Raw genomic sequence first — 16,343 nt, forward strand, 5'->3', positions numbered from 1 at the left:
GGCCCGCCGCGAAGGGCCATCCATGGCCCTGCGCGGCTCTCGCGGCATCCATGCCGCTCGTCCTCCTGGCTCGCTGCGCTCGCCCTTCGGGCCAGCCTGCGGCTGTTACTTCGCTTCGCTCCGTTTCACAAGGATTCCGCTCGGCCTCCTGAAGGGGCGGTTTGCGCGGCGTCATCTTCCTTGCTTCGTTTCAGGCCTGTGTGGGCAACAGGACTGTCGAGCACTCGCTCACGCGAGTCACCCCTCTCCCCCCGGGAGAGGGGCTGGGGGAGAGGGAGGTGTCAGGCAGTTTCGTAGGATGGGTTGAGCTTGCGATACCCATCAGCTTTGTCCGCATGGGTATCGCTCCGCTCAACCCATCCTACGTCACTGCCAAAGGGAGTCGCCCGGGAGGGCGAAACAGAAACCCAAAGCACACACGAAAATCAGCTGAGCAAAAAAACCATCCAGCATTAACCTGTACCTCCCCTGGCAATCCGCGAAGCACCTTGCCTATGGCCATCTCGCCCTGACCTACAATCGATTGGGTCGCGGCCGTCAGCGCGCCCGCCCCACCCAGCAGCCCTCCCACGCTGCAGGAGGTCCCTGATGATCAACCTTCGCACCGCCAGCATGCTTGCCCACTACAAGCAGTGGGTCGACCAGCGGCTTTTCGCGGACCTGGCCGCACTGCCCCCGGAGGAGGTGAGCAAGGAGCGCGTGTCCCTGTGCAAGAGCATCATAGGTACCCTCAATCACATCCACGTTGTCGATTGCATCTGGCGCGCCCACCTGGAACACCGGGAGCATGGCTACAAGACGCGACTGGAAGTGCCCTACCCCGAACTGGCCGACCTCTGGCCGGCGCAACGGGCCATGAATGAATGGTTCGTGGACTGGAGCGACAGGCAGACCGACGAATCCCTGAACCAGCCGGTGGAGTTCGTCTTCTGCTCGGGGGACCCCGGCGTCATGACCGCCGGCGCAATGCTGATGCATGTGGTCAACCACGCGTCCTATCACCGTGGGAGCGTGATCCAGATGTATTTCGAGATTCCCGCCAGGCCGCCGATAACCGACCTCCCGGTATTTCTGCGGGAGGCCTTTCCGCTGTACACCAGCGCCTGAGGTCAGGCTGAAGGGGCGGCCATGTGCTCGGCGATGCGTTCGCGCAGCCAGCGCTCGGCGGGATCGTTGTCGGTCCCGGCGCTCCAGGCCATGGACAGTTCGGACGCGACGATGGGGAACGGCGGCTCATCGGCGCGCAGGCCGCAGCCGTCGATCAACGCCTGGGCGGCGAAGTCGGGCACCGTGGCGAGCATTTCCGTACCGGCCAGGATCGAGCGCAGGCCGCTGAACTGCGGCACCGCCAGCACCACCCGGCGGGACCGGCCGAGCCGGGCGAGGTCGTTGTCGATGTTCCCGCACAGATCGCCCGAGAACGACACCAGCGCATGGGGACGCTCGCAGTAGTCATCCAGGGTCAGCGCGCCGGGCCGGTCGTCGCCCCGCAGGATCTTGCAATGCAGGTCACGCAGCCGCTTGCGCTTGGCGTTGGCCGGCAGGTCCGTGGTGTAGCTGACCCCCACCGATATCTCCCCGGAGCCGAGCATGGAGGAAATCAGCAGGTAGTTGACCCGCCGCACCACGACTATGGCCTCGGGCGCCTCCCGGCGGATCTGGTTGAGCAGCGGCGGGAACAGGCCGAACTCGACATCGTCCGACAGCCCGATGCGGAAGGTGTCGCGGAAGGTCGCCGGGTCGAAATCCTTCGCCCGGCTCACGGCGCTGGAGATGGTGTCCAGGGCCGGCTGCAGCTCCCTGAGGATATCCAGGGCGCGCTTGGTGGGCTCGTAGCTGCGCCCGTTGCGGATCAGCAAGGGATCGTCGAACAGGTCGCGCAGGCGTGCCAGCGCCGCGCTGACGGCAGGCTGGCCGAGAAACAGCTTTTCCGAAGCGCGGGTCAGGTTCTTCTCGAACATCAGGGTCTCGAAGACCACCAGCAAGTTGATGTCCACACGGCGTAGATCGTTCCGGTTCATCGACGTTCTTCCCCCAGTCCGTTGTATGTCTTGATTCAGGCACCCCGGCCGAACCAGTAGGCGGGTGCCGCTCCGCCGATCAGTGCACGTGGACGAATCGGTCTGCGGACCTAGATTTAAACTCAATACGGATCACTCGCAATGCGTCGTTGCCCGTCCTGTCGCATGCGGCCGTCGTGGTTCCTCCAGCCCCTCTTCCGCGAGCGCTGTCTTGCGCCGTCGTGCGCTCGTGACACATCGGCAGATGCACGCTCACCTGGAGGGCACACTCATGAAGATCGTCGTCATTGGCGGTACGGGCCTGATCGGCAGCCAGTTGTGTAACAACCTGCGGCAAAAGGGCCATGAGGTCCTCGCCGCCTCGCCGAAATCCGGGGTCAACGCCGTAACCGGCGAGGGCCTGCAGGCGGCGCTGCAAGGCGCCCAGGTGGTGGTCGACGTGGCCAACTCCCCGTCGTTCGAGGACGCCGCCGTCCTGGAGTTCTTCGAACAATCCGGGCGCAACCTGGCCGTCGCGGAAAAGGCCGCCGGGGTGAAGCACCATGTCGCCCTCTCGGTGGTGGGCACCGAACGCATGCTCGGCAGCGGTTACTTCCGGGCCAAGATGGCCCAGGAGAAGCTGATCAAATCCTCGGGCGTGCCCTACTCCATCCTGCGGGCCACGCAGTTCTTCGAGTTCATCGGCGCCATCGCCTACTCCGGCACCCAGGGCGACAGCGTTCGCCTGCCCGACGCCGCCCTGCAGCCGATCGCCAGTGCCGACGTCGCGGCGGCACTGGCGGACGTCGCCCTGCAGGCGCCCGGCAACCAGACCCGCGAGGTGGCCGGGCCCGAGCGGCGGCCAATCGCCTACTTCGTCAAGACCTACCTGCAGCACAACGGGGACCAGCGGGAGGTGGTCGCCGATGCCGAGGCCACCTACTTCGGTGCGCCCATCGACGATCAGTCGCTGACCCCGGGTGCCGACCCGATCCTCGGCCCGACCCACTTCGACGCCTGGCTCAGGACCAGCGCCACCGCGCGTTGAGCGCGGCCAGAGGAGGAAAGACTCATGCAGAACCCCTATCGCGCCGCCCTGCTGGCCCTCTTGTGCAGCGGATTCGTCATGGCCCAGGAACAGCCCGCCACCCCGCCGCCGCCGATCGTCAACAGCGTGATGGTCAAGCAGCTGCCGGATTACCCGGGCAAGGAAGTGCTGATACTCACCGTGGAGTATCCGCCCGGTGGCGCCGACCCGGTGCATCGGCACGACGCCCACGGCTTCGTCTATGTACTGGAAGGCTCCGTGGTCATGGGCGTGGCCGGCAGCAAGGAGGTCACGCTGAACGTCGGGGAAAGCTTCCATGAAGGACCGCAGGACCTGCACACGGTCGGCCGAAACGCCAGCCAGGACAAACCCGCGAGGTTCGTGGTGTTCCTGCTGAAGGACGTGAACAAGCCGCCGGTGATTCCCGTCGACTGAGCGACGGCAGCGAATCGCGGGCCAGGCGCAGGCCCGGCCCGCGTGTGTATCGGAGTGTATCCGGGTGGTCGCCGGATACATGGGCTTGAATCCAGGCGCAAAGCGGACATGGGCCAGATACGTCCGGGCGTTCAACTGTAGGCACGCGGCCACCCCGGCCAATTGCCTGCAACGGAGACGTCCCATGAATGTGGCACTGCAGAACTCAGCAACCGACAAGAAGCGCCGCCCCCTGCTCGGCCTGTCGATCCTCGCCGCCGCGCTGATCCAATTCGGCGCGCACCAGGCGCAAGCGGCCCCGGGCGCGGAGCCCGCCGCCCCTGCAGCCACGCAGCAAGCCTCTCCGTTCGGCGCGCTCAAGCATGTGCGGGCCGGGTTGCTCGATGTGGCCTACGCCGAAGTCGGCCCGGCCGATGGGCCGGTGGTCATCCTGCTGCACGGCTGGCCCTACGACATTCACAGCTATGACCAGGTCGCCCCGATGCTGGCGGCCAAGGGCTATCGCGTGCTGCTGCCCTACGCACGGGGCTACGGCGACACCCGCTTCCTCTCCGAGCAGTCCGTGCGCAACGGCCAACCCGCCGCCCTGGCCAGCGATGTCATCGACTTCATGGATGCACTCAAGATCGAGCGTGCCGTGCTCGGTGGTTACGATTGGGGGGCGCGCTCGGCGGACATCGTCTCCGCGCTCTGGCCGGAGCGGGTCAAGGCGCTGGTCTCGGTCAGCGGCTACCTGATCGGCAACCAGGCGGCGGGCCAGAACCCCCTGCCCCCCGAGGCCGAACTGCAATGGTGGTACCAGTTCTACTTCGCCACCGAGCGCGGCCGCGCCGGCTACGAAAAGAACACCCACGACTTCGCCAAGCTGATCTGGAAACTGGCATCGCCGAAATGGACCTTCGACGATGCCACCTTCAACCGCAGCGCGGCGGCCCTGGACAACCCGGACCACGTGGCCATCACCGTCTTCAACTACCGCTGGCGCCTGGGCCTGGTGCAGGGCGAAAGCCGCTACCAGGCCCTGGAGCAGAAACTCGCCACAGCGCCCTCGATCGGCGTACCGACCATCACCCTCGAAGGCGACGCCAACGGCGCTCCCCACCCCAAGGCGGAGGACTATGCCAAGCGTTTCACCGGCAAGTACGAGTACCGGCTGATCACCGGCGGCATCGGCCACAACCTGCCCCAGGAAGACCCGCAGGCGTTTGCCAAGGCGGTCGTCGATGCCGACCACCTCTGATACGGCACCTGTAGGATGGCGGGCGGCGTTCCGCTAGACCGAAACGAAACCGATCAATGCACGGTCCAGCCGGAAAGCTTAACGCCAGTCCCCTGATGGGTTTCGCAGGCTCTACCCATCCTACGTCCTGAAGGCACCCGTAGGATGTGGTTGAGCGAAGCGAAACCCATCGATGCGCGGTCTAGCAGGGAAGCATGGCGCAAGGCCCCGCCGATGGGTATCGCAGGCTCAACCCATCCTACGAAGCTGGCTCTTTCGGACCTCCGCGCCGGCCTGATGCCTCCCTCTCCCCCGCCCCTCTCCCAGGGGGAGAGGGGTGACTCGCGCCTGATGCCCATTCGTTGCTTGCAAGCCTGCAGAGGAGATGACGCCGCGCAGACCGCCCCTTCAGGAGGCCGAGCGGAATCGTTGCGCAGGGGGACGAGCGGCATGGATGCCGCGAGAGGCGTGCGGGGCCAGGGATGGCCCCTCACGCCGTGCCCCCGGAGCAACGATGGAGCGAGGGGACCCGACGAAGTCGGGCCGGATGCAGGGGCAAGCCCTTTGGTTCCTTTCGGCGACTGAGAAAGGGACTCGTCCGGGGGGACGAAACAGAAACCCACAGCCCGCTCGATAAACAGCTCGGCTCAAGACTCGCTAACAACACTTAACGCAGACATAGCCAAACCCATCAATACGCGGTCTAGCCGGAAAGCATGGCGTCGCCAGACCGATGGGTTTCGCAGGCTCTACCCATCCTACGAACTACGTCCCGAAGGCACCCGTAGGATGTGGTTGAGCGAAGCGAAACCCATCGATGCGCGGTCTAGCCGGGAAGCATGGCGCGCGGCCCCGCCGATGGGTATCGCAGGCTCAACCCATCCTACGAAGCTACGGCCAATCCGCCGGACGGGCGAGCACGGTGAACTGGACGATCGCCCCACGGGGCCGGTTGGCGCTCGCCCACAGCCGGCCGCCGTGGGTCTCGATGATCGAACGGCAGATCGACAAACCCATGCCCAGCCCGGTGGGCTTGGTGGTGTAGAACGGCGCGAACACCTGCTCGACGCTCTCGGAGGCGAATCCCGGCCCGGTATCGCTCACCGTCACCAGCACGCAGCCGTCGCCATCCTGCTCGGTGCGGATATGCAGCTGCCGCACGCCGTCACGCACACCGTTCATGGCTTCGAAGGCATTGATGATCAGGTTGAGCAGCACCTGCTGCAGCTCCACCCGGTCGCCCTGGATCAGCGGCAGGCCTTCGGCCAGTTGCGCCTGGACCGTGGCGGCGCTCTTGGTGGCTTCGCCGTGGGTGAACTCGATCATCTCGCGGATCGCCTCGTTGACGTCCACCGGCGCCTTCTGCGGCGGTGCCTTGCGGATCAGCTCGCGGATCCGGCCGAGCACGTCCGCCGCGCGATTGGCATCCTTGATGATGCGCCCGAGCACCTGCCCGACCTCGCCGATCTCCGGCGGCTGGGCGCCCAGCCAGCGCAACGCGGCATGGGCGTTGGTCACGGTCGCGGCAATCGGCTGGTTGACCTCATGGGCGATGGAGGCCGCCAACTGGCCCATGGTCGCCACGCGGTTGGCGTGGGCCAGTTCGTTCTGTACCTCGCGGTAACGTCGCTCGCTGTCGCGGAATTTCCCCTCGGCCTGCTTGCGCTCGGTCAGGTCGAGCACGAAGGCGACGCCGTCCTTGCGACTCCCTTCGAAGGTGGCCAGGCCGACGATGACCGGCAGGCGGCTGCCGTCCTTGCGGATGTACTCCTTCTCGAAGGGCAGCGTGTGCCCGGTCTGCACGGCCTCGGCCAGGGCCAACCGGCTGCTTTCAACCGAGTCGGGGGCGGTCATGTCCGCCCAGCGCACGCGGCCGGAGACCAGGTCGTCCCGCTCGTAGCCCACCATGCGCAGGAAGGCGTCGTTGGCCTCGACTATCTCGCCGTCGGTACTCCAGACGATGATGCCGATGATGTTGGCATCCACCAGGCGGCGGATCTTCGCTTCGCGCTCCTCCACGTCGCGGTACAGGCGGGCGTTCTCCAGGGAGATGGCGGCCTGGGAGGTCACCAGCTTCAATACGGCGATCCGCGCCGGGCTGAACGCCCGCGCGGTCAGGTTGTTCTCGAGGTAGAGCGCGCCGGTGAGTTTCGCCTGGTTCATCAGCGGCAGGCAGAGGATCGAACGGGCGCGGTGCTGGCGGATGTAGGGATCGGCGGCGAACGCCGGCTCGACCACCGCATCGTCGAGGAACACGCTCTCGCGGGTGCGCAGCACGTGATAGAGCACCGACTCCGGCAACAGCGCCGAACTGGCGGGGACATCGCGCAACCGGGTGGCGTCGTCGCCGGTGGCCACCTCGGCGGCGATGCGCTGAGCGCCGGCGTCCGAGAGGATCAGCAGGCCGCGTTCGGCGCCGGCCTGTTCGATGGCCGTGCGCATGACCGTGTCGATGAGTTTTTCCAGGACGATGTCCCCCGACGCGGCCTGGGACACCTTGAGCACGGTCGCCAGGTCGAGGTGCTCGACGGGCGTGGCGATGGTGGTGGTCGGGCCCGGGACGGGCTCTTCCGTGCGCAGGTCCGGGTACTTGGCTTCCAGTTGCCGCACCTTGCCGTCGGCGCCCCAGCGCAGGTAGCCGTAGCGGGCGTCCTGCAGGTACAGGCGGGCGATCCGGGCGAAACCGCGCGCCCCGTAGAAGCGCGACGCGAGTTCGTTGGCCAGCGCCTCGATCTGTACGAAACCGCTGTCCTGCGCAGCCTGAATGGCCTGCTCGTACAGCATCTGGGCCTCCAGCACGCGGCCTTGCAGGCGAGCGATCTCCGCCCCCACCAGCGCCACCCGGTTGGCGAAGGTCGCCGGGCTCTGCTGCGCCCAGACCTCGAGCTGGCGATGGTGCTCGGCCAGGGCCTCCAGGTGCTGGTCCAGCTCCTCGGCCGGCCGGCTCGCGCACCAGGCGGCGCGGGCCAGGGCGCCATAGAAGTGGTACTCGGCTTCCTCGAAGAACGAATAGGAGGTCCAGAGCAGGACTTGCGCCTTGGCCCTGGCCGCCATGGCCGCGTCGTAGTCGTCGGCGGTATAGCGCGCCTGCATCTTGCGAATCCAGTACCAGCACTCGGCGAGCGCCAGGTCCGAGCTGCTGGCCAGATGGGCCTCGGCACGCTCTTCGGTGAACTCGCCGTCGTCGAAGCAGCCGAAGGTCGAGGTCAGGCCGCGGAGCATGCGGATCAGCGCCAGCTGCGCGCCGATGAAGTCGATGACCAGCCCGAAGCGCACCTTCTCGGCGTAGGCCAGGCCACGTTCGGCCTCCACCTGGACCTCGGGCAGCGGCTCGCCGGCGAACAGGGAGTCCGAGTTCTGGCTGTTGCCGGCATAGGCGCCATACGGGAGGTCGCCGATGCGGTTGGCCGCGGCGAATGCGCGCTGCAGCAAGGGGCGGCACTCGCTCACCGGTTTCATCCAGCGCACCACGAAGATCGAGAAGCACAGGTAGGTGCTGGCTTCGAAGCGTTTCAGGCCGCGTCGGTCCACCAGTTCGCAGCCCAGCTTGCCGAAGCGGTAGCCGGCCTGATAGTCGCCGAAATGCCGCCCGGCGACCCGGCCGACGTTGGCGTAGAGCACGCAGGATGCGTCGCAGTTGCCCCGCTCAAGGCTGAGGCTGACCGCCTTGCAGATCGTCAGGCAGGCCAGGTTCGCGTCGGTCTGCAAGGCCGGGGCGAAGAGCTTGCTCAGGGCCGCGACCGTCACCAGGGAAGCCGCGTCCTCCATCAGCGGCAGATCGATGAGTTCCTCGATGCTGCGGTCCCCGAGCAGTGACCAAATGTGGTCGTACTCGCTGCGCACATCCGTGTCGTTCGGATGGGGCGACCACTGGATACCCACGTGGTCCAGGTAGGCGAGACAGACCGCGACGGCGCGGTCGCTGCGGTCGAGCAGCAGGTACACATCCATCTGCAGGCAGGCCACCTGGCCGCGCTCGACGGTGGTCACGGCGCGCTCGGCGAGGACCGCCAGGCGCTCGTCGGCCACCGCCAGGCGGCCGGTGAGGAACTCGCATTCGGCCTGGTTCAGCTTCAGCGCGAACATCAGCTCATGGCAACGCGCCCAGCAATCCTCGTTCAGCAGCTCCACGCCAGTGCGCAGGTAGGCGAGCGCCGAGGCGTAGGCGGTCGACGCCTTGGCGCGCTGGCCGGCGAGCAGGTTGAACCGGGCCAGTTGCTCCCGTTCCTGCGGGTCGGTGATGAGCGTGGCGCTGCGGTTGAGATGCCCGACTATCTCGAAAATGATCTCTTCGTGCCGTTGCGCCGGGGTCTGTGAGGCGAGCAGCCGGCCGATCCGCAGGTGGGCCTCGGCGCGGGAAGCCTGGGGGATCAGCGAATAGGCCGCTTCATGGATGCGGTCGTGGACGAAGGCGTAGGTGCCTTCCCTGCGTTCCACCAGTTCCTGCCGGATGGCCTCCCACAACACCCCGTGGACCTGGGCCTGGGGAAGCCCCAGCACGGTGGCGAGCACCTTGATCCCGGCGACGTTGCCAAGGCAGGCCAGCTGCTGCAGCGCCTGCTGCGCTTCGTCCGAGAGGCGCGCCAGCTTGCCCACCATCAGGTCCACGACGTTGTCGGTGTAACCCTTGGCATGGATGCGATCCGGGTCCCAGCGCCAATGCCGGGCGTCATGGTCGAAGGCCAGCAGGTCCTCTTCGGCCAGGGCCTGGAGAAACTGGATCACGAAGAACGGGTTGCCGGCGGTCTTGTCCTGCACCAGCTGCGCCAGGGGCTGGATGCGCGCCGGTTCGCTGTGCAGCGCCTCGGCGATCAAGTCCTCGATGTGCCCACTGGTCAGGGGCTTGAGCTTGATCTCATCGATCCGGACGCCGGCACTGCGGATGGCCTGGAGCTTGGCCGTCAGCGCATGGGTGGTGTCCACCTCGTTGTCGCGGTAGGCGCCGATCAGCATCAGGTGGCGCAGCTCCGAGCGGACCAGCAGGTCCTCGAGCAGGTCGAGGGTCGCCGCGTCGAGCCACTGCAGGTCGTCGAGGAACAGCGCGAGGGGATGCTCCTCCCGGGCGAATACCTCGATGAAGCGCCGGAACACCAGCAGGAACCGCCGTTGCGCCTGTTGCGGCTCCAGCTCCGGTACCGGTGGCTGCTCGCCGATGATCAGCTTCAGCTCGGGAATCAGGTCGGTCATGAGCCGCGCATTGGGCTCCAGGGCCTCCAGCAACTCACCGCGCCAGGTCGTCAGTTCCCGGTCGCTCTTGCCGAGCAGCGTGCGCACCAGGCCCTGGAAGGCCTGCACCAGGGTCGAATAGGGAATGTTGCGCTTGTACTGGTCGAACTTGCCGGAGACGAAGAGCCCCCGTGGCGGCACCAGCACCTTGTGCAACTCATTGACCACCGAGGACTTGCCGATACCGGAGTAGCCGGAGACCAGCACCAGTTCCGGCGAGCTGCTCCGGACCACCCGCGCGAACGCCGCCACCAGGGTGCCCACCTCGTACTCCCGGCCATAGAGCTTCTCGGGTATCAGCAGGCGGTCGGGGGTGTCCTGTTCGTTCAGGGGGAAGTCATCGATGCGCTGCTGGCGCTGCCAGTCCGCCAGGCAGCGGCGCAGGTCATGCTCGACACCGGCGGCGGTCTGGTAGCGCTCCTCGGCCGTCTTGGCCAGCAGCTTCATGACGATGCGTGAGATCACGGCGGGCACCGTCTCCACCCGCGTGCGCGGCTCGACCGCCTTCCTGGCGATATGGCAGTGCACCCACTCCATGGCCTCGGAGGCGGTGAACGGCAGCGCGCCGGTGAGCATCTGGTAGAGGGTGACGCCGAAGGCGTAGAGATCGCTGCGCGAATCGATCGAGCGGTTCATCCGCCCGGTCTGCTCGGGGGCCATGTAGGCCAGCGTGCCGGCGATGGTTTCCGGTGGTTCCGGCGCTTGCCGTTCCCGTGGCAGGCGCGAAGCCAGGCCGAAGCCGGTGAGTCGCGCCTGGCCGTCGGCGCAGTTCACCAGGATGTGGCTGGGCTTGAGGTCCTTGTGCAGGAGTCCGCGCTGGTGGAGCTTGCCCAGGGCCGCCGCGATGCTCGCCGCCAGACGCAGGAACTCTTCCGTCTCCATGGGCGCGCCGAGCAGCCCCGCCAGGGGTTCGCCGCCCGGGTCTTCGAGTACCAGCAGGGTGCGGCCGCCCTCGCGCAGCAGCTCCACGGGCAGTACCGCCCAGGCGCCATCCAGTTCGTCCTTCAGGCCGAACTCATGGGCGAGGCGATCGAGGCTGGCCGGCAACGGCTGCTTGGCGGCGGGCTGCGCCAGCAGGACGTTGCCACCGCCCTCCTCCGGCCGCTGTCCGCGACTGAAGACCCGCTCACCATCGTCCCAGAGGATCTGCAAAGTGTTATCCATCGGTGTCGGAGCCCCTGGGTAGTGGTTTAGCCGTTCCACGCCGCGATCAGGCCAAGGACCTACGCGGCGATCAGGCAAGCGGACGCACGTGAAGTGACGCCGTCGCTATCGGGACGGTTTCCCTGGCTGTGGCTGAACGCCCAAGGATTCCGATTTCCGGACGAGATCCGCGACGGAGCGAACCGCCAGCTTCTTCATGACCTGGCCACGGTGAACCTTCACGGTCACTTCGCTGAGGTGCAGTTCGGAGGCGATCTGCTTGTTCATCAGGCCCGCCACCACGAAGCCCATGACTTCGCGTTCGCGGGCGGTCAGCGAATCATAGGCGCTGCGCAGCGCGGTGATCGATTGCTCGGCCGCCAGGCGCTCGCCATCGCGGCTCAAGGCATTGGCCACGGCGTCGAGCATGTCCTGGTCGCGAAACGGCTTGGCGAGGAAATCCACCGCACCGGCTTTCATGGCCTTGACCGTCATGGCGATGTCGCCGTGGCCGGTCATGAAGATGATCGGCATGTGCACGCCGCTCTTGTCGATCTGCTCCTGGAAGGCCAGGCCGCTTTCACCGCGCAGCCGGACATCGAGCACCAGGCAGCTGGGTACGTTGGGCTTGGAAAAGCTCAGGAAGTCCTGGGTCGATTCGAATGTCTCCACCCGCAGGCCGATGGACCGCAGCAGGCCGTCGAGGGCCAGTCGCATCGACTCGTCGTCGTCGACCACATAGACCACCGGTTCCTTCTGGTTGCTCGGGTTTTGCGTCGACGTTGAATGCGACCAGGAACTCATCTCGCCTCCTTTCCGGTGACCGATATGACCGATAGCCCACGCACGGGGTGCAAGTCAGAAAATCTACTCCTCGACACCGCCCACAACAATGCACCGATGCCTCCGGCCGCGGGCCGGCATCCCGTTTGGTGTCGATGGCCGGCCAAGCTAGCGGAAAGGCCGCTGACGTCGCAACGCCCCCAAAACCGGCATGCTAGCGCGCTCCGGCCGTCGGCGACCATGCCAAGCAACCCTGGTTTCCGGCCATCGAAGCCCGGCGCGACGCGGGTTGCGCCTCGGGCCCGCCGCCCCGGCGCGAAGCTGTTTCCATTGATTGCGGCGCCCGCCGTGCACACCTAGGTCTAGGTGGAGCTATACGTAGGTATAGTTCTCCGTGCTTAAAGACCGGGTATGGTGAAATCAAGACAGGCGCCGTTCGCGCGCCCTCCATGATGCAGGACACTCAGATGCGCAATAAGGCTGTCATTTCAGTAGTCGATGATGATGAGTCCATTCGCATGGCATTGGAGAGCCTGCTGAGGTCCAGCGGCTACCAGGCCCGTACCTATTGCGACGCCCTGGAGTTCCTGAATTCCACCGGCCCCGCCGAAACCCAGTGCCTGATTTCCGATATCCAGATGCCGGGCATGTGCGGCATCACCCTGCGTGAGCGACTCATCGCCATGGGTTTCAACATTCCCACCATCTTCATCACCGCCTTTCCCGGGGAGCTTCCGCGCGCCGCCCCGGACACCCAGGGGCTGATCGCCTGCCTGCCGAAACCCTTCGAAGCCGAGCGCTTGCTGAGCTGCGTCGAAACGGCCCTCGGCCAACCGCTCTGAGCCCATCCCGCTGGCTCCCCCGGCACGCGAAAAATACCTTCGTATAGCCCCCCTCGACTGATGCACTAGTTCATCGACCCGATGTAGAAGTGCGCCCGAAAGTAGCCACGAATACCATCACCCCATAGCGGACGAATCCAGGTGGTGAACACCGCAAGCTCGTCCCGCCGACGCTGAAGAAACGACGCACAGGTTCTTGATCGATTCGCTGCAACTTCCGAGGAGGAACTGATCATGTTCAGCTTCTTCGACTCACCCGGGCGGGCACTGAAGCTGTCCCGCCAGTTGCTCAAGGCCGCCGTGGCCATGCTGGTGACCGGGCTGCTGATCGCCTACGGCCTCGATACCTATGTGTCGCTGATCGGCCTGGTGCTGACCCAGCTCCCGACCTTCCTTCGCCCCACGGCCATCAGCCTGGAGCTGGCGCCGCGCGGCTCCCGCCCGGCCAAAGGACGGTCCTTCGGCCTCACCCGCACGATGCAGTTCCAGCCCTGCCGGGCGGCATTGCCAGGCCGCGCCGAGCGCGAGCCACGCATCGCCCTGCGGATCAGCATCGGCGTACCAGCCATCTCCTTCGGCGACGAAAAAAGGCGTGGGTGAAAGCGCTTCACCCACGCCTTGCATCGACGCCAGTGGGCAGGCGTCGATCGGCCCGGCCGAGGCCGGCCCTAACCCAGTTGGTCGATCATCACCGCATTGGTGTAAACCAGGCTGCCGTCGCTCTCGCGGTGCCCCACCAGGTGGAACTGGCCGCGCTCGTCACCCTTGCTGAGGAACACGCGGAACTGCACATCGGAGAGGGTGCCGCACTCGCTGGGGGTGACCAGCCTCAGGCCTTCCGTGGTGGTGTCGACAATGGCCTCCGGCTCGTGGGTTTGCTGCAGGCGTTCCTCGGCCTGCTCGAGACGCAAATGGTCGGCTTCCTGAACGTGGAAATGTACGTCGCCCATGGGTATGGAACGTTCCGCACCGTCGGGCCTGCACCAGCTTTTGATCGTCAAGGTGTTCATCTGGCTGTCTCCTGGACTTGGGCGTCAGCGCGCCTGATGTTCAATCACCAGTTTAGACAAGGCTTGGCCGAGGAATACGTCAGTAATCGCCAAAAGCCGCGCCGGGCAAGGGCTTCAGCCAATACCAATGACTCCGGGTGCTATAATTTTCCACTGAAAGAACCGTGAATTTTCACACTTCTTTCGATTACAACCATCAGGAATAAAACCAGCGACTACGGGAGACGGCATACAACTTCGAACAACAGCCCGGAGGTGTGTGATGAATCGGCACTACTACATCAGCGACAACCTCGATGAACTGGAAGACCTCGAGAGCGAACTCGAGGCCAGCGGCATCAACACCGAGCAGATCCATGTGTTGAGCGACAGGGATGCCGATGTCGAACAGCACCATCTCCACGATGTGAATTCATTCATGAAGCAGGACGTGGTCCATTCCGGCGAGATCGGCGCGGCCATCGGCGTGCCCCTGGCCGCCCTGGTCCTGCTCGGTGCCTGGTTGGCCGGCTGGACCGAAACGCCGGCCGGTTGGGTACCGTTCATATTTCTTGCCGTGGTGGTGCTGGGCTTCTGCATCTGGGAAGGCGGCTTCTTCGGCATCCAGGTGCCCAACGCCCACTTCCGCAGCCTCAAGGAGAAGGTCCGGGAAGGCGAACACCTGTTCTTCGTCGACGTGGACCCGGAGCAGGAACCGCTCCTTGATCGCGTGATCAACCACCACCCGCAACTGCGCCTGGCCGGCACCGGCTCGGCGTCGCCGCACTGGATAGTTTCCTGGCAGCATCGCTGGCACCAGTTCAAGCGCACCATCTAGCCGGAACGCGTAGCCCGGATGAAATCCGGGAGAACCAACAGGGCTCTCCCCGGATTGCATCCGGGCTACCCACAGCGGAATTTCGCCCCCTTCAGCCAAGCTCGATGGGTTTCGTACCTCAACCCATCCTACAAGAGCAGCCCCGTAGGGTGGATGGCGCTTTTCCATCCACCAACGGACCCTCAGGTCGCTACGCGTAGCCCGGATGAAATCCGGGAGCGGTTTCGAGCATTCCCCGGATTGCATCCGGGCTACCCACAGCGGAAATTCGCCCCCTTCAGCCAAGCCCGATGGGTTTCGTACCTCAACCCATCCTACGAGAGCATCCCCGTAGGGTGGATGGCGCTTTTCCATCCACCAAAGGACTGCCCGCCTGCGATCAGAGCCTTTGCACCGCCGCCTTCAGCGCGGCGGCGAAGCGCTCGGCCACTTCGTCCACCTGCTCGGCGGTGATGATCAGCGGCGGCAGGAAGCGCACCACGCAGCCATGGCGGCCGCCCAGTTCGAGGATCAGGCCACGCTTGAGGCACTCGTTCTGGATGAAGGACGCCAGCTTGGTGAACGCCGGGGCATGGCCGAGCACGTCGCGGGTGCCGCTGGGGTCCACCACTTCCACGCCGAGCATCAAGCCACGGCCACGAATGTCGCCCAGGTGCGGGTAATCGGCCTGGAGGCTGTGCAGGTGGCTGCGCAGGCGCTGGCCCATGGCGGCGGCGTGGGCCGGGATATTCTCCTGGTCGAGGAAGCGGATCACCGCCGAGCCGGCGGCCATGGCCATCTGGTTGCCCCGGAAGGTGCCGGCGTGGGCACCCGGCTGCCACTGGTCGAGCCAGTCCTGGTAGACCATCACCGACAGCGGCAGGCTGCCGCCGATGGCCTTGGACAGCACCACCACGTCCGGGACGATGCTGGCGTGCTCGAAGGCGAACATCCGCCCGGTGCGGGCGAAGCCGCTCTGGATCTCGTCGATGATCAGGGCGATGCCCTGGCGCGCGGTGATTTCCCGCAGGCCGCGCAGCCAGGCGTCCTGGGCCGGGATCACGCCGCCCTCCCCCTGCACCGCCTCGACTATGATCGCCGCCGGCGGCAGCACGCCGCCCTCGGGGTCGGTCAGGAGGTTCTCGATGTAGCGCAGCCCCACCTCCACGCCCTGCTGGCCGCCCAGGCCGAAGGGGCAGCGGAAGTCGTAGGGGAACGGCAGGAACTGCACGTTGTTGGCGAGGATGCCGCCGAGGGCCTTCTTCGGCCCCAGGCTGCCCATCAGGCTGAGGGCGCCCTGGCTCATGCCGTGGTAGCCGCCCTGGAAGGCCAGCACGTTGCTGCGGCCGGTGGCGGTGCGCACCAGCTTGAGCGCGGCTTCCACCGCGTCGGTGCCGGTGGGGCCGCAGAACTGGATCTTGGCTTTCTGCGCGAAGGCCGGCGGCAGCACGGCGAACAGGTCCTGGACGAAGGCGTCCTTCACCGGGGTGGTCAGGTCCAGGGTGTGAAGCGGCAGTTCATCGGCCAGCACCTTGTGGATGGCTTCCACCACCACCGGGTGGTTGTGCCCCAACGCCAGGGTACCGGCACCGGCCAGGCAGTCGATGAAGGTGCGCCCCTCGACGTCCTCGACATGGATGCCGCGGGCGCGTTTCAGCGCCAGGGGAATGCGCCGCGGGTAGCTGCGGGCGTTGGACTCCTGCTGCTTCTGACGTTGCAGCAGCGGGTTTTCCTCGAAGCTGTAGAGGGCTTCGGTTTCGATGTTCAGTTGCTCTGCGGTGGCTTGCATGGTCTTACCCTTGACTCGTGTTGTCTGATGCGCCGCCAGTGCTTGTGGCCCC

The 16,343-nt window shown here is 65.9% G+C and carries 12 protein-coding genes; 7 read left to right on the forward strand and 5 right to left on the reverse strand.

Going from position 1 to position 16,343, the window contains the following annotated elements; all coding sequences use genetic code 11:
* The first annotated feature begins 588 nt into the window (after positions 1-588).
* The gene (locus PCA10_RS15185) at positions 589-1,107 is read left to right on the forward strand and encodes a DinB family protein (protein WP_016492945.1); all 519 of its coding nucleotides are present in this window, start codon (positions 589-591) and stop codon (positions 1,105-1,107) included.
* 2 nt (positions 1,108-1,109) lie between these two features.
* On the opposite strand, the gene PCA10_RS15190 is transcribed toward PCA10_RS15185, so the two are convergent.
* Positions 1,110-2,021: a LysR family transcriptional regulator gene (locus PCA10_RS15190; RefSeq protein ID WP_016492946.1), complete on the reverse strand. Its 912-nt coding sequence runs from the start codon at positions 2,019-2,021 to the stop codon at positions 1,110-1,112.
* 271 nt (positions 2,022-2,292) lie between these two features.
* On the opposite strand from PCA10_RS15190, the gene PCA10_RS15195 reads away from it, so the two are divergent.
* The 3 genes from PCA10_RS15195 to PCA10_RS15205 all read left to right on the forward strand — a co-directional run bounded on the left by PCA10_RS15195 (position 2,293) and on the right by PCA10_RS15205 (position 4,723).
* On the forward strand, positions 2,293-3,048 hold the full coding sequence (locus tag PCA10_RS15195) for an SDR family oxidoreductase (RefSeq protein ID WP_016492947.1): 756 nt from the start codon (positions 2,293-2,295) through the stop codon (positions 3,046-3,048).
* Between the two features lie 24 nt (positions 3,049-3,072).
* Positions 3,073-3,483: a cupin domain-containing protein gene (locus PCA10_RS15200; RefSeq protein WP_016492948.1), complete on the forward strand. Its 411-nt coding sequence runs from the start codon at positions 3,073-3,075 to the stop codon at positions 3,481-3,483.
* A 184-nt stretch (positions 3,484-3,667) separates the two neighbouring features.
* Positions 3,668-4,723: an alpha/beta fold hydrolase gene (locus PCA10_RS15205; protein ID WP_016492949.1), complete on the forward strand. Its 1,056-nt coding sequence runs from the start codon at positions 3,668-3,670 to the stop codon at positions 4,721-4,723.
* Between the two features lie 870 nt (positions 4,724-5,593).
* On the opposite strand, the gene PCA10_RS15210 is transcribed toward PCA10_RS15205, so the two are convergent.
* Positions 5,594-11,080 (reverse strand): trifunctional serine/threonine-protein kinase/ATP-binding protein/sensor histidine kinase, encoded by a 5,487-nt coding sequence (locus PCA10_RS15210; RefSeq protein ID WP_041770294.1) that lies wholly within the window; start codon positions 11,078-11,080, stop codon positions 5,594-5,596.
* A gap of 117 nt (positions 11,081-11,197) precedes the next feature.
* Positions 11,198-11,875 (reverse strand): response regulator transcription factor, encoded by a 678-nt coding sequence (locus PCA10_RS15215; protein ID WP_016492952.1) that lies wholly within the window; start codon positions 11,873-11,875, stop codon positions 11,198-11,200.
* Between the two features lie 428 nt (positions 11,876-12,303).
* Here PCA10_RS15215 and PCA10_RS15220 point away from each other — a divergent pair, with 428 nt between their 5' ends.
* Together PCA10_RS15220 and PCA10_RS29275 are read left to right on the forward strand one after the other, a co-directional pair.
* Positions 12,304-12,696, forward strand: coding sequence for a response regulator transcription factor (locus PCA10_RS15220; RefSeq protein ID WP_041770295.1), 393 nt, complete (start codon positions 12,304-12,306; stop codon positions 12,694-12,696).
* 234 nt (positions 12,697-12,930) lie between these two features.
* Entirely contained in the window at positions 12,931-13,296 is a 366-nt protein-coding gene (locus PCA10_RS29275; RefSeq protein WP_016492954.1) for a hypothetical protein, read from the forward strand.
* 68 nt (positions 13,297-13,364) lie between these two features.
* Here the strand turns inward: PCA10_RS29275 and PCA10_RS15230 are convergent, their stop codons facing one another.
* Entirely contained in the window at positions 13,365-13,706 is a 342-nt protein-coding gene (locus PCA10_RS15230) for a hypothetical protein (RefSeq protein WP_041770296.1), read from the reverse strand.
* Between the two features lie 262 nt (positions 13,707-13,968).
* Here PCA10_RS15230 and PCA10_RS15235 point away from each other — a divergent pair, with 262 nt between their 5' ends.
* On the forward strand, positions 13,969-14,523 hold the full coding sequence (locus tag PCA10_RS15235) for a hypothetical protein (RefSeq protein WP_016492956.1): 555 nt from the start codon (positions 13,969-13,971) through the stop codon (positions 14,521-14,523).
* A 379-nt stretch (positions 14,524-14,902) separates the two neighbouring features.
* Here the strand turns inward: PCA10_RS15235 and PCA10_RS15240 are convergent, their stop codons facing one another.
* A complete protein-coding gene (locus PCA10_RS15240; RefSeq protein WP_016492957.1) occupies positions 14,903-16,291 on the reverse strand; it encodes an aspartate aminotransferase family protein in 1,389 nt (462 codons plus the stop codon).
* Between the last annotated feature and the right edge of the window lie 52 nt (positions 16,292-16,343).

This window comes from Pseudomonas resinovorans NBRC 106553 (assembly GCF_000412695.1).
GTDB classification, from domain to species: domain Bacteria; phylum Pseudomonadota; class Gammaproteobacteria; order Pseudomonadales; family Pseudomonadaceae; genus Metapseudomonas; species Metapseudomonas resinovorans_A.